The organism is Streptomyces sp. NPDC000404 (assembly GCF_040300365.1).
GTDB lineage: Bacteria > Actinomycetota > Actinomycetes > Streptomycetales > Streptomycetaceae > Streptomyces > Streptomyces ramulosus.
Genome location: NZ_JBEPDN010000003.1, coordinates 266,737 through 285,661, shown reverse-complemented (window position 1 = coordinate 285,661; position 18,925 = coordinate 266,737). Strand labels below are relative to the sequence as shown.

Sequence of the window (18,925 nt, the reverse complement as noted above, 5' to 3'; positions counted from 1 at the left end):
GGCGGGGTGCGGGCGGGCGGCCCCGTACGGGACGTCCGGGCCGCGTGGGGCGCGAGCGGTGCGCCCCGGTGGCGGGCCCGTTCGCGTCCGGGCCCGGTGGTGGCGTACCGGCGCCTCAGAGGTACTGCGCGTAGTCGTCGAGGGTCCGCAGCACCTCGGGCTCACCGGCGGGCGGCAGTTGCAGCACCACCTCGCCGATGCCGAGGTCCCGGTAGTGGGCCAGCTTGCCGGGCGTGGGGCGGACCGCGTACGGCACCACGGCGGGCTCGCCGGTGCGTCCGGCGGCCGTCCACACCGTGCGCAGCGCGGGCAGCGCCTCGCCGAGACCGTGGCCGCCGATGGGCAGCCAGCCGTCGGCGTAGGCGGTGAGGTCGGCGAACAGCCGGGGACCGGCGGCGCCGCCGAGCAGGACACGGGGCGCGCCGCCGGCCGGCTTGGGGTGGGCCAGCGAGGCGCGCACGGAGCCGAACGGGCCCTCGTAGGCCGTGGGTTCCGGCGCCCACAGGGCCCGCATCAGCGCCATCCGGTCGCGGACCAGGTCCCGGCGGGTGGCCCAGTGCACCCCGTGGTCGGCGGCCTCCTCGACGTTCCAGCCGAAGCCGACGCCGAGGGTGAACCGGCCGCCGGAGAGGAAGTCGAGGGTGGCGATCCGCTTCGCCAGGTCGATGGGGTCGTGCTGGGCGACGAGCGTGATGCCGGTGCCCAGCCGCAGCCCCTCGGTGACCGCGGCCGCCTGGCCGAGCGCGACGAACGGGTCGAGGCAGCGGCCGTACTCGTCGGGCAGCGGCTCCCCCATGGGCGCGGGGGTCTCCCGGGCGGCCGGGATGTGGGTGTGTTCGGGAAGGTAGAGGCCGTGGAAGCCGCGCTGCTCCAGCTCTCTGGCCAGGCGGTCCGGCCGGATCGTCTCGTCGGTGAGGAAGATCGTGGTCGCGATCCGCATCCGCGCGCACCTCCGTGTGAACCGTGTCGGTCAGCGCATGTTGCCTCACCGTCGGCGGGTTATCCACAGCCCTTTCCCGCCGTGTCACACCCGCGTACAACAGTTTTCACGCGGCGACACACGCGAGGTGCCGGCGACGCGGTCCGGGCCCGGTGCCGGGCCTCGCACGGGCCGCCGCGCACACGCCGGACAGCGGCATCGGACAGAGACATCGGAAGACGTCAGAGCGGTATCAGCGGTATCGGAGCGACATCAGGGGGCGGGAATGGAACGGCGCGAGGTACTCAGACTCTCCGCGGCCACGGGCACGGCCGGGGCCCTGGCCCTCGGGCCCGTACGCTTCGCCGCCGCGGCACCGGCGTCCGGCGGCGGCGCAGGCGATGGTGGCGGCGGTGCCACGCTGACCCGCACGGTCGGCGGTCATCTGCCGCCGGGCACCCCGGACCATGTGTACGTACCGGTCGAGGTCCCGCCCGGCGTACGGGAGATCGCCGTGGCGTACCGCTACGACCGGCCCGACGTCCCCGAAGGCACCGTCGGCAACGCCTGCGACATCGGCATCTTCGACGCACGCGGCACCGACCCCGGCGGCCGGGGCTTCCGCGGCTGGTCCGGCGGCGCCCGCAGCACCTTCTTCCTCCGCGCCGACGACGCCACCCCCGGCTACCTCCCGGGCCCGGTGCGCCCCGGCACCTGGCACCTCGTGCTCGCCCCGTACACCCTCGCGCCGCAGGGCCTGACCTACGAGATCACCGTGACGCTCCGCCTCGGCGACCCCGGGCGCACGCCGCCGCCGGCGTATCCGCCCGAGCGCGCCCGGGGCCGCGGCCGAGCCTGGTACCGCGGGGACGGCCACCTCCACTCCGTCCACTCCGACGGGCGGCGCACCCCCGCCGAGATCGCCGCGCTGGCCCGCGCCGCGCGCCTGGACTTCATCAACACCTCCGAGCACAACACCACGTCCTCGCACCGCGCGTGGGAGGGCCTGTGGGGCGACGACCTGCTGATCCTCACCGGCGAGGAGATCACCACGCGCAACGGCCACCTCGTGGCGCTCGGCACCGACCCCGGGGCCTTCCTCGACTGGCGGCGCCGCGCCCGCGAGACCGCTCCCGGCGCGTACGCCCGGGCCGTCCACCGCGCCGGCGGGCTGGCCATACCGGCGCACCCGCACGCCTCGTGCATCGGCTGCTCCTGGAAGTTCGGCCTCGACGGTGCCGACGCGCTGGAGGTGTGGAACGGCCCGTACACCGCCGAGGACGAGACCGCGCTCGCCGGCTGGGACAACGCCCTGGTGGCACACGCCCGGGGCGACCGTCCCCGGTGGCTGCCCGCCGTCGGACACAGCGACGCGCACCGCGACCCCGACGTCATCGGCCTGCCCCAGACCGTCGTCCTCGCCGACGACCTGTCCCGCCACGCCCTCCAGGAGGGCATACGGGCGGGCCGCGTGTGGATCGCCGAATCCGCCGGCGTCGACCTGTCCTTCGGCATCAGCGGCCCCCGCGGCGAACACGCCGGCATCGGCGAACGGCTCACCCTGCCCGCCACCGCACCGGCCACCGTCCGCCTCACCGTGTCCGGGACGCCCGGCTGCACCGCCTCCTTCCACACGGACCAGGGCAGGCTCCACAGCGCCCCGATACCGACGGACGGCCCGGTCACCCTCACATGGACCACCAGCCCGGCGCGGGCCGCGTATGTCCGCGCGGAGGTGCGGTATCCGGCGGCGAACCCCGGTACGCCCGGCCGGATGGCGGCGCTCACCAATCCGGTGTTTCTGGAGGTGGGCGAGGGCGGGGTGGGGTGAGGGCGGGGGGAGGAGGGTGCGGGTTGGGGTGGTCGGGCTGGGCCGGGTGAGGTGGCGCCGGGGCCGACGGGCTGCACGGCCGGTGCGGGGCGGCTGCGGCAGCACGGCCGGTGCGGGGCGGTGTTGGCCGGCCCGCGCGCGACCGGAGCGCGGCCGGGGCGCCCCAGGGCCCGGCTTGACTGGAGCGCCGCGTGGCCGGGCATGGTCGGGCCGCGACAGGGCTGGGCGTAGCCAAGCCGGGGCAAGGGCGCGCGCAGCCAGGTTGCGGCAAGACCGGTGCGTGACAAGCCTTGCCGGGCGGCCCGGCAGGGCGGCGGTGCGAGGGCGCGGGCAGGCGGGTGGGCGGCAGCCGATGCTGTCCGGGGGCGGGTGGTGGGGCGGGGTGGGTGGGGCGGGAGGGGAGGGGGAGGGGCCCCCGCCCCCCTACTCCCCCACCACCAACGCCGGCGTCCCCCGAGTGAGCACGTCCCCCCGGAAGAACGCCGGGCTGCGCCGCTGCATGACGAGCATCAGCACGAAGCCGAGGACCAGCAGCCCCACTCCGATGACGAACACCGATCCCACGCCGAACACCGCGCTGCCCGATCCGTAGGCCGGGTTCCACATGTCGACGAGGGTCTTGGTGAAGACGGCGGTCAGCAGGATGCCGCCGAGGACGGGGAAGACGCCCTTGAAGAACAGGTCGCGGGCGCCGGTGCGCAGGTCGCGGCGGAAGTACCAGGCGCAGGCGAAGGCCGTGATCGCGTAGTAGAAGCAGATCATGAGGCCGAGGGCGTAGATGGTGTCGATGAGGACGTTCTCGCTGAGGAGGCTCATCACGGCGTAGAAGAGGCCGGTGGCGATGCCCGCGGCGACGGTGGCGCGGCCCGGTGACCGAAAGCGCGGGTGGATGCGGGCGAAGGACGGCGGCAGCGCCTCGTACGCGCTCATCGCGAGGACGGTGCGGGCCACGGGGATGAACGTGGTCTGGAGGCTGGCGGCGGCCGAGGCCAGGACCGCGACGAACAGCAGCACGCCGAGGGCGGTGCCCATGACGGGGTCGGCGAGGGCGGCGAAGACGTTGTCGGCGGTGTGCGGGTTGCCGAGGCCGGGGCCCTTGTCGCCGACGCCGGAGTACATCTGCGCGGCGATGGCGGTCAGCAGGTACGAGCCGATGAGGACGAGCATCGCGAGGAGGGCGGCGCGGCCGGGGGTCTTGGCGCTGCCGGCGGTCTCCTCGTTGACGGTCAGGCAGGCGTCCCAGCCCCAGAACATGAAGATCGAGAGGGACAGTCCGGCGGTGAAGGCGGAGAAGGACTGGACAGCGAAGGGGTCGAGCCAGGTCCAGGAGAAGTGCAGGGATCCGGCGAATTCACCGGAGCGTGCCTTGACGACGGCCATGACGACGAAGACGGCGAGCACGGCGAGTTGCAGGCCGACGAGGGCGTACTGCACGCCTTTGGTGGCGGTCATGCCGCGGTAGCTGATCGCGGTGGCGACGGCGATGAAGGCGAGGCAGGTGAGGATGTGGGCGGCTTTGTTGCCGTCGAGATCGGCGACGGCCTGGCTGCCGGTGAGTTCGCCGAGGAGCAGGTAGAAGAACGAGGTGGCGACGCCGGCGAGGTTGGAGAGCACGATGATCGTCGCGATCACCAGGCCCCAGCCGCACATCCAGCCGATGCGGGGGCCGAAGGCCTTGACGGTCCAGGTGAAGGAGGTGCCGCAGTCGGGGACCGCCTTGTTCAGCTCCCGGTAGGCGAAGGCGACCAGCAGCATCGGCAGGAACCCGGCCAGGAAGATGGCCGGCATCTGCAGGCCGACCTCTCCGGCGGTGGGGCCGAGGGTGGAGGTGAGGCAGTAGACGGGGGCGACGGTGGAGACGCCGATGACCGCACTGCCGAGCAGGCCGACGGAGTTGCCGCTCAATCCCTTGCCGCGGGTGTCCTTGCGGGCTTCTCCGCCGGTGGCGGGGACGCTCGTTACCGTGTCTCCGGTCTGGGGCCGGGGGTCTACCTGAACCATGAACAGGACGTTAAGTGCTGCTGTTTCCGCATCCGGATGGCTGAAATCCGCTCATCGGAGACCCGGCGACACCTTCATTACGCAACTGCACCCCACGCTTCGCTCGCGCAATGAAATGACGAATCCCACTTGAACCTTCAAGTCAATGCCTTGTGGGTCGTCCGGGCCGCCGTGCGGTAACCGCAGCGGCGCCCGTTTTACCCCTTCCAAAAATTTCCCGTCCGACTTCCGGACGCCTCCCGGCCACCACCCGTACTCCGCCGGGCCACCGCCGCCCGGGCCGCCCGGAAAGCCCTCCGGCCAACTCGCCCCGGAGGCGCCACCCGGGGCGCCTCACCCCTACCGGTCACCCCGTCCCGTCACCCCGTCCAGACCACCGACTGCACCTCGCTGTAGGCGTGCAGCGCGTACGAGCCGACGTCGCGGCCCACGCCGCTCTGCTTGAAGCCGCCGAACGGCGCCTCCATGTTGCGGCCCACGGTGTTGACGCCGACGCCGCCGGCGCGCAGCCGTGCCGCCACCCGGAACGCCCGTGCCACATCGCCGGACCAGACGTAGTCCAGCAGCCCGTAGTCGCTGTCGTTGGCGAGCGCGACGGCCTCCTCCTCGTCGTCGAACGGCAGCACCACCACGACCGGCCCGAAGATCTCCTCCCGCACGATCCGCATCCCGGGCGTGCAGTCGGCGAACAGGGCGGGCGCGACGTAGAAACCGCGCGCCGTGTCCGGGCCGTCCGGGCGCTGACCGCCGATGACCGGACGGGCGCCCTCCGCGCGGCCCAGGGCGAGGTAGGACTCGACGCGGTCGCGGTGGGCGGCGGAGATGACCGGGCCGACCACGGTTCCGCGGGCCCGCGGGTCGCCGACGGGCAGCCGGCGCGCGTACCGGGCGAGGCGGTCCACCAGCCGGTCGTGGAGGGAGCGTTGGACGAGGACACGGGTCGGGGCGGTGCAGATCTGGCCGCTGTAGAAGGAGAAGGTGGTGCCGATGCCGGCGACCGCGGCGTCCAGCCCGGCGTCGTCGAGGTCGTCGAAGACCAGCGCCGCGCCCTTGCCGCCCAACTCCATGAGCTGGCGTTTCATGCCGCGGCCGCACTCCTCGGCGATGGCCCGGCCGACGGCGGTGGAGCCGGTGAAGCTGACCATGTCGGTCTCCGGCGCCGCCACGGCCGCGGCGCCCGTCTCCGCGGAGGTACCGGAGACGACGTTGACGACGCCGGGCGGCGCACCCGCCTCGTCCAGCGCCTCCTGAAGCGTCTCGGCCAGACGGTAGACGGAGAGCGGGTCCTGCGGGGCGGGTTTGACGACGACGGTGTTGCCCATGGCCAGTGCCGGGGCGATCTTGCCGGCGGGGTTGGCCCAGGGGTTGTTGTACGAGGTGATGCAGGCGACGACGCCGACCGGGCGGCGGGCCGCGTAAGCGCCGATGACGGCTGCCTTCCCCATCGGTCCGGCCGGGTTGACCTGCGGCGGCAGCGGCGTCTCGACCGGCTCCAGCGCCCCGCGGGCGTACCGCGCGAACCGTGCCGCGGCCACGCCGACCTGCATCGCGCGGGCGGTGGCGGTGGTGGCGCCGCTCTCGCGCTGGGCGAGTTCCGCGTACGGGGCGAGGCGTTCGCGCAGCAGCCGGGCGGTGTGGTCGAGGACGCGGGCGCGGAGTTCGGGGGTGGTGCGCGACCAGGGGCCGAAGGCGGCGCGGGCGGCCTCGGTGGCGGCGCGGACCTGCGCGGTGGACGCCTCGGGGGCCCGGCCGACGATCTCCTCGGTGGCCGGGTCGAGGACGTCGTGGTGTCCGCCGTCGGGCTCGGTCCACTCGCCGCCGATGAGGAGCCGTTCGGTGCGGTCCGCTCCCGGTGCGGCGCTCACCGGGTGCTCACGGTGGCGGTGTGGCGGCCGGAGCGCAGGACGGTGCCGGGGACCGCGCCGGTGACGGTGTCGTCGCGGATCGTCTCGGTGCCGTTGACGCGGACGCTGACGACGCCCTGGGCCTTCGAGTCGAGGCGGGGGCTGTCGCCGGGCAGGTCGTGGACGAGGGTGGCGGGCCCGGCGTCGATGGTTTCGGGGTCGAGGAGGACGAGGTCGGCGTGGTGGCCCTCGGCGATGCGGCCGCGTTCGCGCAGGCCGAAGAGGCGGGCCGGGTCGTCGGTGAGCATCCGGACGGCTTCCTCCAGGCCGACGAGTTTCCGGCCGCGCAGGCAGTCGCCGAGGAAGCGGGTGGTGTAGGGGGCGCCGCACATCCGGTCGAGGTGGGCGCCGGCGTCGGAGCCGCCGAGGAGGACGTCCTCGTGGCGCCAGGTCTCGCGGCGCAGCGCCCAGCTGGCGGGGTCGTTGTCGGTGGGCATCGGCCACAGCACGGTGCGCAGGTCGTCGTGGGCGCAGATCTCGACGAGGCAGTGGAAGGGGTCCTGGCCGCGTTCGGCGGCGATGTCGCGAACGACGCGGCCGCTGAGCCCTTCGTTGGCGGCGGAGTAGGTATCGCCGATGACGTAGCGGTCGAAGTCGGCGAGGCGGCGGAAGACACCGGCCTCCTCGCTGTGGGCGTGGCGCAACAGGGTGGCGCGGACGCCGGGGTCGCGGAGTTTCGCGATGCGTGCGGGGCGGGGCAAGCCGAGGACGTCGCCCCAGCCGGGGATGAGGTTGAGGGCGCAGAACGTGCCGAGGGACATGTTCATGGGCGTGAGGATCGGCATGGTGAGGGCGACGATGCGGCCGCCGGCCTCGCGGGCGCGGGCGCTGGGGACGAGCTGGCGGGGGACGCGGTCGGGGACGGCCGCGTCGATGGTGAGGACGTTCCAGTTGAGGGGGCGTCCGGCGGCGGCGGTCATGGCGACGAGGAGGTCGATCTCGTCGTCGCCGAAGCGGTCGAGGCAGCCGGAGACGATGGCTTCTATCTGGGTTCCTTCGTGTTCTCCGACGGCGCGGCAGAGGGCGAGGAGTTCGGCGCGGTCGGCGTGGCGGGAGGCGACGGGCGCGCCGTCGCCGTCGGAGTGGGTCGAGGACTGGGTGGTGGACAGGCCCCAGGCTCCGGCGTCCATGGCGTCGTGGAGGAGGGCGACCATGGCGTCGAGCTGCTCGGGGGCGGGTCGGCCGCCGATGGCGTCGGGTCCCATGACGTGGCGGCGCAGGGCGCAGTGGCCGACCATGAATCCGGCGTTGACGGCGATGCGGCCTTCGAGGGCGTCGAGGTAGTCGCCGAAGCCGTGCCAGTCCCAGGGGGCGCCTTCTTCGAGGGCGACCAGGGACATGCCCTCGACCTTGCTCATCATGCGGCGGGTGTAGTCGGCGTCGCCGGGCCGGTCGGGGTGGAGCGGTGCGAGGGTGAAGCCGCAGTTGCCGCCGGCGACGGTGGTGACGCCGTGGTTGAGCGACGGGGTCGCGTACGGGTCCCAGAAGAGCTGGGCGTCGTAATGGGTGTGCGGGTCGACGAAGCCGGGGGTGAGGACGAGTCCGGTGGCGTCCTCGGTGGTGCGGGCCGGTTCGGTGACGGTGCCCGGTGGGGCGACGGTGGCGATGCGGCCGTCCTTGATGCCGACGTCGGCGAGGTGGCGGGGCGCGCCGGTGCCGTCCACGACGGTGGCGCCCTGGATGAGGTGGTCGAGCATGGCGGGTTCCCTTCTCGTCCTGCGGGCGGGGTCTCGCGGGGCGCGACGACGCGGGGCGCGACGGCGCGCGGTGGCGGCGCGCCGCGGGGCCGGGCGCCGGGCCGGGATCCGTCCGGCGGCGGTCCGCGGCCGCCCCGTCAGGCGCCGCGCGTCTGCCGGAAGCGGGTCGTCCGGTGCACCGGGTCCGTGTCGATCTGCGGGATAACGTGCTCGCCGATGAGCTTTATGGAGGTGAGCGTGTCGTCGCGGCTGATGCCGATGGGCAGGCCGAAGGAGAGCTGGTCGGCGCCGGCCGCCTCCCAGCGGCGGCACTGAGCGAGGACCTCGTCCGGGTCGCCGCAGATCATCAGCTCCTCGGCGATCAGCAGCTCGATCAGCTCCTCGGTGTAGTCCGGGAGCAGTTCGGGCCAGGCGGGGATGCCGTCGGGCCGCGGGAAGGTGTCGTGGTAGCGGAAGAGCAGCGACTGGAGGTAGTTGAGCCCGCCGCCGACGGCGATCTGCACGGCCTTCTCATGCGTCTCGGCGCAGATGGCGGTCGAGGTCACCATCACGTTGTCGTTGACGAAGTCCCCGACGGGCTCGGCGTCCTTGACGGCGCTCTTGTACGAGTCGACGACCCACTCCATGTCGGCGACCTTCTGCACGCTGAACCCGAGGACGCCGAGCCCCTTGCGTCCGGCCATCGCGTACGAGGAGGGGGAGCCGGCGGCGTACCACATGGCCGGGTGGGAGGGGCCGTACGGCTTGGGGAGGACCTTGCGGGGCGGGAGTTGCCAGTGTTTGCCGTGGAAGCCCTCGTACTCGTCCTGGAGCCACATCTTGGGGAATTCCGCGATGGTCTCCTCCCACAGCTCCTTGGTGTGGTTCATGTCGGTGACGCCCGGCATGAATCCGAGGATCTCGTGGCTGCCGGCGCCGCGTCCGGAGCCGAATTCGAAGCGTCCGCCGGAGAGGTGGTCGAGCATGGCGACCTTCTCGGCGACCTTCACGGGGTGGTTCACCGGGGCGAGGGGGTTGAAGATCCCCGATCCGAGGTGGATCCGTTCCGTCGCGTGGGCGAGGTAGCCGAGGAACACGTCGTTGGCGGAGAGGTGGGAGTACTCCTCCAGGAAGTGGTGTTCGGAGGCCCAGGCGTATTTGAAGCCGGAGCGGTCCGCCTGGATGACGTACTCCGTCTCCTCGATCAGCGCGTGGTGCTCGGCCTCGGGGTCGGCCGCGGCGCGCGCGGCGGGGACGTAGCCCTGTACGAAGATCCCGAATTCCACGGGAGTTCACCGTCCTTACGTCTCTTCCGACTTACGTCTCTTCCGACGCCGCTTCGCGAGGACGCCGCCGGGTGACGGGGCGTGCGGGTGGGTGGTGCAATTTTTCTGACGCTGCGTCAGATAAGCGAGCCTGCGCAGACTGTTCCACCGGCACCGCCAGGCGTCAATAGCTGATGGAGCGTCAGATACAAGCCTGGGGCGCGACCCCGGCGCCTCCCCCGAACCGCTCAGCCGAGGCCGACGCCCGCCAGCCAGCCGCCGTCCACGACGAACGGCTGCCCGGTGATGTACGACGAGTCGTCGCAGGTCAAAAAGAGCGCCAGCCGGGCCACCTCCGCCGGCTGCCCGATCCGCCCCATCGGCACCAGCTTCCGGTAGAGCGCGTCCACCGCCCGCGCCGACGCCTCCGGGTCCGCCTCCGGGTCGAGCGCCGCCGGGTTCGTCATCGCCGTGTCCACCGCCCCCGGGCACACCGCGTTCACCCGTATCCCCTGGGCGGCCAGCTCCAGTGCGGCGACCCGGGTGAGCCCCAGCACGGCATGCTTGCTCGCCGCGTAGGCACCGACGTACGCCATGCCGGTCACGCCCGTGTACGAGGCGGTGTTGACGATGGTGCCGCCGCCCGCCGCGGCGATCTCCGGCGCGACGGTGCGGATCCCCAGGAAGCAGCCGACCTGGTTGACCTGCACCACCTGCAGGAACTCCGCCAGCGGCGTGGCGGTCAGCGCGTTGAACCGCAGGATCCCGGCGTTGGCGACCAGCCCGTCGATCTTCCCGAAGGCCTCCTTCGCCGCCGCCACGGCCGCCACCCAGTCGTCCTCCTGTGTCACGTCCAGGTGCACGTACCGCGCGGCGTCCGCCCCCAGCTCCGCGGCGAGCGCGGCACCCGGCTCGTCCAGCACGTCCCCGATCACCACCCGCGCCCCTTCGGCCACGAACAGCCGCGCCTCCTGCTCGCCCTGCCCGCGCGCCGCCCCGGTGATGACGACGACCCGCCCGTCCAGCTTGCCCATGCCCGGCCCCTCGTGTGGGTTCGTAGGTGGTTCTGCGGTCGATTCGATGGTTGGAGCTGTCTTTGGTGGTGTGTTTTGTGGTGTGTTTGGTGGTGTGTTTGGTGGTGCGCTCGGCGCTGTTCGGTGTCGGGGGCGGCCGCGCGCTTGGCGCTGGGCCGGGGCCCGCACCCGGCGTCGGATTCGGGCCCGCGCCCGGCACCGCGCTGCGGCCCGCGCCCGACGTCCGACGTCCCACGCCCAACACCCAACGCCCAAGGTCCAACAGCCAACGCCCAACAGCCAACCCCCGGCTCACTCCCCCAACAACGGCGCGACCCCCTCCCCGAACGCCGCCATCTGATCCGTCAGCTCCTCCCGCCCCCGGCAACGGAACCGCACCTGGATCTGGTCGACGCCCATCTCCCGGTACTCCCGCAGCGACGCGGCGATCCGCTCGGGCGCCCCGCTCAGCGTCCGACGTCCCACGTCCCACCTGGGATCGCCGACGTACAGCGGCTCGGCGATCGCCCCGATCTCCGCGGGCTCCACCACCCCGGCGGCCTCCCGCAGCCCCTTCAACACGCCGATTTTCTCCCGCAGTTGAGGCCGTCGGTCGCCCTGCGGCAGCCACCCGTCCCCCCGCTCCGCCGCCCGCCGTACCGCCGCGGGCGAGGAGCCGCCGACCCACACCGGTGGCCGCGGCGTCTGCACCGGGCGCGGCGCCTGCCCCAGCCCCGAGAACGCGAACCGCTCCCCCTCGAACGCCACGAACTCCTCGGGCCCCAGCGCCGCCTTCAGCGCGTCCACCGTCTCGTCCAGCACCGCCCCGCGCCGCGCGAAGTCCACCCCGAGCGCCTCGAACTCCTCCTGGACGTGCCCGGCGCCCACCCCGATGATCAGCCGCCCGCCCGACAGCCGGTCGAGCGTCGCGAACTGCTTGGCCGACAGCAGCGGATGCCGCAGCCCGACCACCGCGACATGACTCAGCAGCCGCACCCGCTCGGTGACCGCCGCCAGATGCGCCAGCGTGGCCACCGGGTCGTACCAGACCGTCCCCATGGCCCCGGCCAGCCGCCGCGGAATCGCCACATGCTCACAGCAGGCGACGTACGCGAACCCGTACGCATCCGCCGCCCGCGCCACCGCCACCAGATCCGCCGACCCCGCCCCGGCCTCCCACTCCTCCGCGAACACCCCGCTCTGCGCCTGCACCGGCAACTGCATCCCGTACGCCAACCGCCCCTCGGGCAGCACCCGCACCATCGCCCACCTCACATCTGACGAGTCGTCACATTGCTACGGTGCGCCAATGGTGAGCGCTCCACCACCACCGGGCAAGAGGCCGACGGACACGGACGAAGCCTCAGTCGTCCGCCCGGGCAGCGCCTCCCCTCGCCGCCCCCTCGCCAGGAGCTGGGCTTTCCCGCACCCGACCCTCCGCGATACGGCAGGCGCAGCGCAGCGCCTCGGCCAGTCGAGTCGCGAGAAAACGAAGTTCGACCCCGGTGACCCGGCGGTCATCGAGCAGCACATCCGCATGCCCGAGCAACTCCGCCGCCATCCCGAGCTGCACTTCCTCCACGCGGTCCGCCACTCGCGAGACGAGCCCCTTGCCGTCGCCGATCAACAGACAGGTCTTACCGTCCGGCGTTTCCCACGGCAGCACCCGCACGTCGCCCGCCCCACTCATCGAGCGATCACCTCCGCGACACGAAACCCCGGCGCGTGCACCTCGCGCGAAAGTCCGACCACAGGCGCGGCATGCGGCAGCGACAGCACCCAGCCACCCCTTCCGTCGCGGCGACCGGATTGCGGCGACGACCGACGCGGCCGCCCGAGAAGACAAGCAAGACGCGAGGCTGCGCCAGAGATCACGCCCATCGGGACGCGGGGAAACCACAAGGAGCAAAGCATGGCGAACTACCACCTTCGTCTCAAGATTTCTGGACGCGATGAACGTACCGCTATTCGCGAATAGCAGCAAGGTAGGTTGCGAGTGACGCTCAGAGAGAGTCGCTTACCGTGTACGCGGAGCCCAGAGACCGCCGACGCCCAGGAGGACGCCATGGAGAGCAGCGAGTGGGTCAGCACCTCGATGCCGTACCTCTCGCCCCGAGAGAAGGGGCAGCCCGACCCGTGGACCGCCGAGACCGCCGGCGCGGGGCGCCGCGGACGGCAGCGCATCGTCCATGCCGGGGAGGTCGCCGCCCCTCCGGAGGTCGCGGAGCTGCTGGGGCTCGCGGCAGGTGCGGACAGCGTCGTACGGCGCCGGATGATGTACCTCGACGACGTGCCCTGCGAACTCACCGACTCCTACTACCCCGCCGCCCTCGCCCGCGGCACCCGCCTCGCGGACACCGCCAAGATTCCCGGCGGCACGGTCACCCTCCTCGCCGAGCTGGGCCGCACCGGAGCCCGCGTCCGCGAGGACGTCACCGCCCGGATGCCCACCGCCGAGGAGCGCGACACCCTGGACATCGGGCCCGACGAACCCGTACTCCACGTGATCCGGGTGACCCTCGACGACCGAGACCAGCCGTTCCAGGTCGACAGCATGGTGATGCCCGCCGGGCGCCAGCGACTCCGTTACGAGAGGACGATCGGATGACCGGGCCCACGATCGAAGGCGAAGGCCGCGACCGGCGCTCCCTGCACGAGCGGATCGCCGCCGATCTGCGCGACGACATCATGAGCGGCAACCTCGCGCCAGGGACGAAGGTGCCCTCGACCACACAACTCAAGGCACGTTTCGACGCCTCCAGCGCCACAGTCCAGAAGGCCCTCGGGCTCCTCAAGGACGAACGCCTCGTCGTCGGACGGGCGGGATCGGCAGTGACCGTCCGCGAGCACCGGCAGCGGACGGTCCGGCCCGCCGCCTCCCTGAATCCTGCCAAGCCCGGAGAGCCGTACCGCTGGCTTGCCGAGGCGCGCAAAGGCGGCCCACCGGCACGCAGCAAGCTGCTGGAGGTCGCCGAAGCCGTCCCGCCCGGCGACGTCACGGAGGCGCTGGGGCTTCCCGACGGCGGTACGGCCCTGCTGCGTCGGCAGATACTCCGGCTCGATGACGAACCGGCCGAACTCGTCCTGTGCTTCTACCCGCTGGAACTCGCGCGGGGCACCGCACTGACCGAACGTCGCCGCATCAAGGGCGGGACCCCGACCCTCCTGTCCGAGCTGGGGTACCCGCCCGTCCTCAGCGTCGATCGCGTCTCCGCGCGCCTCCCCACCCGGGACCAGTACGAGGCACTCGAACTCCCGGGAAATCTTCCGGTGCTCCGGACGCTCCGCACCGTCTACAGCCACGACGAGCGTCCCGTTGAGGCGACCGTCATGATCAAGGCAGGCCACCTCTACGAGCTGCAGTACGAGTTCACGCCGGGCTGAGGCCGGCACCCAGCAGGCAGCAGCTCACCCCTCCGGCGCCGAAGCCCCCCAAAGCCCCTCCCCCGTCAGCCCCAGCAGTTCGATCGCGTTCCCCCGTACCAGCCGCTCCACGACGTCCGCCGGCAGGTGGCCCATCTGTTCCTCGGCCACCTGGCGGGAGCGGGGCCAGGTGGAGTCGGAGTGCGGGTAATCGGTCTCGTAGAGGACGTTGCCGACGCCGATCGCGTCGAGGTTCTTCAGACCGAAGGCGTCGTCGAAGAAGCAGCCGTAGACGTGGTCGGCGAAGAGTTCGGAGGGCGGGCGGAGAACCTTCTCGGCGACGCCGCCCCAGGCGCGGTTCTCCTGCCAGACGATGTCGGCGCGTTCGAGGATGTACGGGATCCAGCCGATCTGGCCCTCGGCGTACATGATCCTCAGGTTCGGGAAGCGGTCGAACTTGCCGCTCATCAGCCAGTCGACCATCGAGAAGCAGCAGTTGGCGAAGGTGATGGTGGAGCCGACGGCGGGCGGGGCGTCGGCGGAGGTGGACGGCATCCTCGAGGAGGAGCCGATGTGCATGGCGACGACCGTGCCGGTCTCGTCGCAGGCACGCAGGAACGGGTCCCAGTGGTCGGTGTGGATGCCGGGCAGCCCGAGGTGCGGGGGGATCTCGCTGAAGCAGACGGCGCGGACGCCGCGGGCGGCGTTGCGGCGGACCTCGGCGGCGGCGAGTTCGGGGTCCCAGAGGGGGATGAGGGTGAGCGGGATCAGCCGTCCGCGTGACTGCGGACCGCACCACTCCTCCACCATCCAGTCGTTGTAGGCGCGCACCCCCAGCAGGCCCAGTTCGCGGTCCTTGGCCTCGGTGAACGTCTGACCGCAAAAGCGCGGGAAGGTGGGGAAGCAGAGGGCGGACTGGACGTGGTTGACGTCCATGTCGGCCAGCCGCTCGGGGACGCTGAACGATCCCGGGCGCATCTGCTCGTAGGTGATGCCTTCGAGGCGTATCTCGTCGCGGGAGCAGCCGACGGCGGTGTCGAGGCGGGTCAGCGGGCGGTGCAGGTCCTCGTAGACCCACCAGTCGGCCAGCGGTCCGTCGTCGCCGGGGGCGCCCATCTCGGGGGCGAACTTCCCGCCGACGAAGGTCATCCGCTTGACGGGGGCGCGCACGATCCGCGGCCCGGTGTCGCGGTACTTCGCGGGGAGTCGGTCCTGCCACACCTCGGGCGGCTCCACCGTGTGGTCGTCCACCGAGATGATCTGGGGAAGGGTCTCGTGGGTGTCCATGAGGGGTACGGTAACGCCGATCTGACGGATCGTCAGTAATTGTGGAAGGGCGAACCGGGGCCACGCGCGGGTGCGCACACGACTCCCGACGGGTTACGTTGTGCAGTCGCGTGATCCGATCCCGTAAGGGTGACGAGTCCCGCACCTCAGCGGCATGGCGTACGACGTGCGAACAACCGGTGAAGAAGTGGCATGGGCATGCATAGATCGGGCGAGGCGGGGCGGAAGCGGAGAGAGGGTGGAAGGGGGCGGCGCACGGGGGCACGGAGCGCGCGTCCTCGCATGAGGGGCGCGTCCGGCGGAGCACGGCGTTCCGCGCAGGCGGCGCCCCTCCCGGCGCGGCTCCCGTTGGCCGAGGAGGGTTTGTGGACGGTCCGGCCCCCTACTGACGCGAACCGCCGGGACAAGGCAGACTGACCGTTGCGCACACTGCGGAACGACACCATCACCACACAGAGACGGCAGGAGCAGGGGGTCACCATGGACGACGGTCCGGGACAGAGGCGGGAGCGTCTGCGCTTCACCGTGCTCGGTCCCGTGCGGGCGTGGCGCGGTGAACACAAACTGGCGGTCGGCTCGCCGCAACAACGGGCACTGCTCGCCGCACTGCTGCTGCGCGGCGGGCGCACCGCCACCGCCGCCGAACTCGTCGACGCCCTCTGGGGCGAGGAACCCCCGCACGCCGCACTCGCCGCCCTGCGCACCTACGCCTCCCGCATCCGCAAGACCCTGGGGGACGACGCCGATCTGCTCGTCAGCGAGTCGGGCGGCTATGCGATCCGCACCGCCGACGGGCAGCCGCTCGACCTCGACCACGACCGCGCCGAGCAGTACGCCGCCGACGCGGAGAAGGCCAAGGCGGCGGGCGACCGGTGCCGCGCCCGGGAACTCCTCGACTCCGCCCTGGCGTTGTGGGACGGCGAACCGCTCGCCGGGCTGGCCGGCCCGTACGCCGAGAACCAGCGCACCCGCCTCGACGAATGGCGCCGCTCGCTGCTGGAGTCCCGGCTCGAACTGGAGCTGGAGCTGGGCCACCACGCCGAGGTGGTCTCCGAGCTGACCTCGCTGACCGCCGTGCACCCGCTCCGCGAGCGCCTGCGGGAGCTGCTGATGCTCGCGCTGTACCGCAGCGGACGGCAGGCCGAGGCCCTCGCCGTGTACGCCGACACCCGCCGCCTCCTCTCCGAGGAGCTGGGCGTCGACCCGCGCGCCTCCCTCTCCGAACTCCAGCAGCGCATCCTGCGCGCCGACCCGGACCTGGACGCGCCCGCGGCGACCGCCGCCGAGCACGGGCCGGGCGAGCCGGTCCTGCTGCGCCCGCAGCAACTCCCGGCCACCGTCCCGGACTTCACCGGGCGGGCCACCTTCGTCGCGGAGCTGAGCGAGCAGCTCGCCACCGCCGAGGGCCACATCATGGCGGTCTCCGCGGTCGCCGGCATCGGCGGCGTCGGCAAGACCACCCTCGCCGTGCACGTCGCCCACGCCGCCCACCACCGCTTCCCCGACGGCCAGCTCTACGTCGACCTCCAGGGCGCCGGCAGCACCCCCGCCGAACCGGAGGCCGTCCTCGGCGCCTTCCTGCGCGCCCTGGGCACCCCGGAGACGTCCATCCCGGACGGTCTCGACGAACGCGCCGCGCTCTACCGCTCCACGCTCGCCGGCCGCCGCATCCTCGCGCTGCTCGACAACGCCCGCGACGCCGCGCAGGTCCGCCCGCTGCTGCCCGGCACCGAGGGCTGCGCCGCGCTGATCACCAGCCGCACCCGCATGATCGACCTGGCCGGGGCGCAGCTCATCGACCTGGACGTGATGAGCCCGGAGGAGGCGTTCACCCTCTTCACCCGGATCGTCGGCGAGGAGCGGGTCAACGCCGAGCGCGAGGCGTCGATGGACGTCGTCGGCGCCTGCGGCTTCCTGCCGCTCGCCATCCGCGTCGCCGCCTCCCGGCTCGCCGCCCGCCGCACCTGGACGGTCTCCGTCCTCGCCCGCAAGCTCGCCGACGAGCGCCGCCGCCTGGACGAGCTGCGCGCCGGGGACCTCGCGGTCAAGGCCACCTTCGAGCTGGGCTACGGCCAGCTGGAGCCGCAGCAGGCCCGCGCCTTCCGGCTGCTGGGCCTCGCCGACGGCCCCGACCTGTCGCTCGCGGCCGCCGCCGCCCTGCTCGACATGGACACCGACACCGCCGAGGACCTGCTCGAATCCCTCGTCGACACCTCCCTGCTGGAATCCGCGGCACCGGGCCGGTACCGCTTCCACGACCTGGTCCGGCTCTACGCGCGTTCCTGCGCCGAGCGCGACGAGCAGCCGCCGGAGGAGCGGGACGCGGCCCTCTCCCGGCTGCTCGACTTCTATCTGGCGACCGCCGCCCGGATGTACGCCCTGGAGCGGCCCGGCGACGCGCTCGTCACGCAGATGGAGACGCCGCACTACCCGGGCCTCGAGTTCGCCGACCGCGCCGAGGCGCTGACCTGGCTGTTCAGCGAGACCCGCTGCATCATCGCCTGCGCCCTGCAGAACGCCGGCCCCGCCGGACTGCGCCGCGCCGTCGACCTGCTGCTCCTCACCCGCGACATGGCCGAGTCCGGTGCCAACAACCGCCAGTACGAGCACGCCAACCACGTCCTGCTGAAGGCCGCGCTGGAGGCCGACGACGCGCATGCCGCCGGACGGATCCACTGGTCGCTGCTGCCGATCTGCACGCACTTCGGACGGCTCTCCGAGGCCGACGAACACGCCAAGCTGGCCACGCTGTTCGGCCTGGCGGCGGGCGACCCCTTCACCTCGTCCAACGGGCCCAACGACCGCGGCATCATCGCCAGCATCCGCCATCAGCACGAGGAGGCCGAGGCCTACCTCAACCAGGCGCTCATCGCCTTCCGGGACAACAAGAGCAAGCAGTCCGAGGCCAGCGCGCTGTGCAACCTCTCCCGCGTCCATCTGGACATGGGGCGCACCGACAGCGCCATCCGCCTCGCCCAGCAGGGCACCGACTGCTACCGCGAGGCCGGGGCCTCCCGGCGCCTGGCCAACGGCCTGTACGCCCTCGGGATGGCGCTCACCATGGCGGGCCGGCTGGAGGAGGCGACCGATCAGCTCTTCGCCGCGCTGGCCATCTTCCGCGACAGCCACCAGCGGTTCTGGGAGGCGATGACGTATCTGCGGCTCGCCGAGGTCGATCTCGCAGCCCACCGCCCCACCAGCGCCGCCGACTACGCGGAGCAGGCGCTGAACACACTGCGCGGCATCGGCGGCGCCCGCTGGCGGGCCGATGCGCTCCAGACGCTGGGCGACGCGCTCAGCCAGATCGGGCACACCGGGCGCGCGAAGGTCTGCTGGCAGGAAGTCGTCGCCATCCAGCAGCAGCTGGGCCTGTCCACCGACAGTTCGGCGGGCACCGCGCTGGCGGGGAACACCGCGGGGCAGCCGTTGCTGTCTCCGGCCGCGGTCGCATAACCGCAGGTCAGCATGGGTGCGGTGGACGTTTATCGATCGTTCATCGCCACCGGGCACTCTCATGGTTACCGAACCGCCGCCTCGGGGGGCAAGCGGCTCGGCAACCACGGGCCCACCACCCGGTGACCGGCCCTGGTCCACTCGTCCGGCAACCCACGGGGGAGTTGCCGGACGAGTGGGTCCATCAGCGCCCATGCACAGGAGTTGAGCCAC

General features: G+C 72.5%; 13 protein-coding genes. 4 read left to right on the top strand and 9 right to left on the bottom strand.

Going from position 1 to position 18,925, the window contains the following annotated elements:
- Positions 1-115: 115 nt before the first annotated feature.
- On the bottom strand, positions 116-940 hold the full coding sequence (locus tag ABT345_RS07180) for a TIGR03619 family F420-dependent LLM class oxidoreductase (RefSeq protein WP_345090167.1): 825 nt from the start codon (positions 938-940) through the stop codon (positions 116-118).
- A gap of 265 nt (positions 941-1,205) precedes the next feature.
- On the opposite strand from ABT345_RS07180, the gene ABT345_RS07175 reads away from it, so the two are divergent.
- Positions 1,206-2,750 (top strand): CehA/McbA family metallohydrolase, encoded by a 1,545-nt coding sequence (locus tag ABT345_RS07175; protein WP_345090164.1) that lies wholly within the window; start codon positions 1,206-1,208, stop codon positions 2,748-2,750.
- Positions 2,751-3,173: 423 nt separating this feature from the next.
- On the opposite strand, the gene ABT345_RS07170 is transcribed toward ABT345_RS07175, so the two are convergent.
- The 7 genes from ABT345_RS07170 to ABT345_RS07140 all read right to left on the bottom strand — a co-directional run bounded on the left by ABT345_RS07170 (position 3,174) and on the right by ABT345_RS07140 (position 12,299).
- The gene (locus ABT345_RS07170) at positions 3,174-4,751 is read right to left on the bottom strand and encodes an APC family permease (protein ID WP_345090161.1); all 1,578 of its coding nucleotides are present in this window, start codon (positions 4,749-4,751) and stop codon (positions 3,174-3,176) included.
- A 359-nt stretch (positions 4,752-5,110) separates the two neighbouring features.
- On the bottom strand, positions 5,111-6,616 hold the full coding sequence (locus ABT345_RS07165) for an aldehyde dehydrogenase family protein (protein WP_345090158.1): 1,506 nt from the start codon (positions 6,614-6,616) through the stop codon (positions 5,111-5,113).
- Positions 6,613-8,352: an N-acyl-D-amino-acid deacylase family protein gene (locus ABT345_RS07160; RefSeq protein ID WP_345090155.1), complete on the bottom strand. Its 1,740-nt coding sequence runs from the start codon at positions 8,350-8,352 to the stop codon at positions 6,613-6,615. The genes ABT345_RS07165 and ABT345_RS07160 overlap by 4 nt, the downstream gene beginning before the upstream one ends.
- A 137-nt stretch (positions 8,353-8,489) precedes the next feature.
- Positions 8,490-9,617, bottom strand: coding sequence for an LLM class flavin-dependent oxidoreductase (locus ABT345_RS07155; RefSeq protein WP_345090152.1), 1,128 nt, complete (start codon positions 9,615-9,617; stop codon positions 8,490-8,492).
- Positions 9,618-9,844: 227 nt separating this feature from the next.
- Positions 9,845-10,630: an SDR family NAD(P)-dependent oxidoreductase gene (locus tag ABT345_RS07150; RefSeq protein ID WP_345090149.1), complete on the bottom strand. Its 786-nt coding sequence runs from the start codon at positions 10,628-10,630 to the stop codon at positions 9,845-9,847.
- A gap of 291 nt (positions 10,631-10,921) precedes the next feature.
- Entirely contained in the window at positions 10,922-11,872 is a 951-nt protein-coding gene (locus tag ABT345_RS07145; protein ID WP_345090146.1) for a TIGR03619 family F420-dependent LLM class oxidoreductase, read from the bottom strand.
- 100 nt (positions 11,873-11,972) lie between these two features.
- Positions 11,973-12,299 (bottom strand): hypothetical protein, encoded by a 327-nt coding sequence (locus ABT345_RS07140; RefSeq protein ID WP_345090143.1) that lies wholly within the window; start codon positions 12,297-12,299, stop codon positions 11,973-11,975.
- A gap of 375 nt (positions 12,300-12,674) precedes the next feature.
- Here ABT345_RS07140 and ABT345_RS07135 point away from each other — a divergent pair, with 375 nt between their 5' ends.
- Positions 12,675-13,217, top strand: a complete 543-nt coding sequence (locus ABT345_RS07135; protein WP_345090140.1) for a GntR family transcriptional regulator — start codon at positions 12,675-12,677, stop codon at positions 13,215-13,217.
- The gene (locus ABT345_RS07130; protein ID WP_345090138.1) at positions 13,214-13,993 is read left to right on the top strand and encodes a GntR family transcriptional regulator; all 780 of its coding nucleotides are present in this window, start codon (positions 13,214-13,216) and stop codon (positions 13,991-13,993) included. Before ABT345_RS07135 ends, ABT345_RS07130 begins: the two co-directional genes overlap by 4 nt.
- 24 nt (positions 13,994-14,017) lie before the next feature.
- On the opposite strand, the gene ABT345_RS07125 is transcribed toward ABT345_RS07130, so the two are convergent.
- Complete coding sequence (locus ABT345_RS07125) at positions 14,018-15,259, bottom strand: amidohydrolase family protein (RefSeq protein WP_345090135.1); 1,242 nt, start codon at positions 15,257-15,259, stop codon at positions 14,018-14,020.
- Positions 15,260-15,703: 444 nt separating this feature from the next.
- Here ABT345_RS07125 and afsR point away from each other — a divergent pair, with 444 nt between their 5' ends.
- Positions 15,704-18,712, top strand: a complete 3,009-nt coding sequence (afsR, locus tag ABT345_RS07120) for an SARP-family global regulator AfsR (protein ID WP_465270458.1) — start codon at positions 15,704-15,706, stop codon at positions 18,710-18,712.
- Positions 18,713-18,925: the final 213 nt, after the last annotated feature.

Bases quoted from the DNA above. Each gene is read 5' to 3' on its own strand.
- ABT345_RS07160 (WP_345090155.1), bottom strand. From the start codon at position 8,352: ATGCTCGACCACCTCATCCAGGGCGCCACCGTCGTGGACGGCACCGGC.
- ABT345_RS07140 (WP_345090143.1), bottom strand. From the start codon at position 12,299: ATGAGTGGGGCGGGCGACGTGCGGGTGCTGCCGTGGGAAACGCCGGAC.
- ABT345_RS07125 (WP_345090135.1), bottom strand. From the start codon at position 15,259: ATGGACACCCACGAGACCCTTCCCCAGATCATCTCGGTGGACGACCAC.
- ABT345_RS07130 (WP_345090138.1), top strand. From the start codon at position 13,214: ATGACCGGGCCCACGATCGAAGGCGAAGGCCGCGACCGGCGCTCCCTG.
- ABT345_RS07150 (WP_345090149.1), bottom strand. From the start codon at position 10,630: ATGGGCAAGCTGGACGGGCGGGTCGTCGTCATCACCGGGGCGGCGCGC.
- ABT345_RS07175 (WP_345090164.1), top strand. From the start codon at position 1,206: ATGGAACGGCGCGAGGTACTCAGACTCTCCGCGGCCACGGGCACGGCC.
- ABT345_RS07180 (WP_345090167.1), bottom strand. From the start codon at position 940: ATGCGGATCGCGACCACGATCTTCCTCACCGACGAGACGATCCGGCCG.
- ABT345_RS07170 (WP_345090161.1), bottom strand. From the start codon at position 4,751: ATGGTTCAGGTAGACCCCCGGCCCCAGACCGGAGACACGGTAACGAGC.
- ABT345_RS07145 (WP_345090146.1), bottom strand. From the start codon at position 11,872: ATGGTGCGGGTGCTGCCCGAGGGGCGGTTGGCGTACGGGATGCAGTTG.
- ABT345_RS07135 (WP_345090140.1), top strand. From the start codon at position 12,675: ATGGAGAGCAGCGAGTGGGTCAGCACCTCGATGCCGTACCTCTCGCCC.